This is a genomic window from Pseudomonas sp. SIMBA_068, from assembly GCF_046534705.1.
Classification (GTDB): Bacteria; Pseudomonadota; Gammaproteobacteria; order Pseudomonadales; family Pseudomonadaceae; genus Aquipseudomonas; species Aquipseudomonas putida.
In genome coordinates, this window is record NZ_JAWRYI010000942.1 from 1 (window position 1) to 257 (window position 257).

The 257-nt window shown below is 60.3% G+C and carries 1 protein-coding gene; it reads left to right on the top strand.

Annotation, left to right across the window (positions count from 1 at the left end; translation table 11 throughout):
• Positions 1–71: 71 nt before the first annotated feature.
• Positions 72–257 (top strand): hypothetical protein (locus SB756_RS32185; RefSeq protein ID WP_410913517.1); only part of this gene is annotated, 186 nt, incomplete at its 3' end.

The following is a 257-nucleotide window of genomic DNA, read 5'->3' on the forward strand; positions in this document are numbered from 1 at the left end:
ATGCCAATCTGGAGAGAGCCAATACACAGCGTCACCTTGCAGAGCAGCGTCTGGTCAAAACGCGCACCAGCATGACCTACCAGCTGGGCTATCAGATCAAGAACAGCGCCAGCTCCCTGGGCGGCCTGGTCAGGCTGCCTGTGCGCCTGCTGCGCCTGTACCGCAAGGCCAACCAGCAACGCCAGCAGAATGAACAGAAGCGCATCGCCAACGAACCAATGAAGGCCCTGCTGCCTCCTGCGCCGGTCATTCAGGAT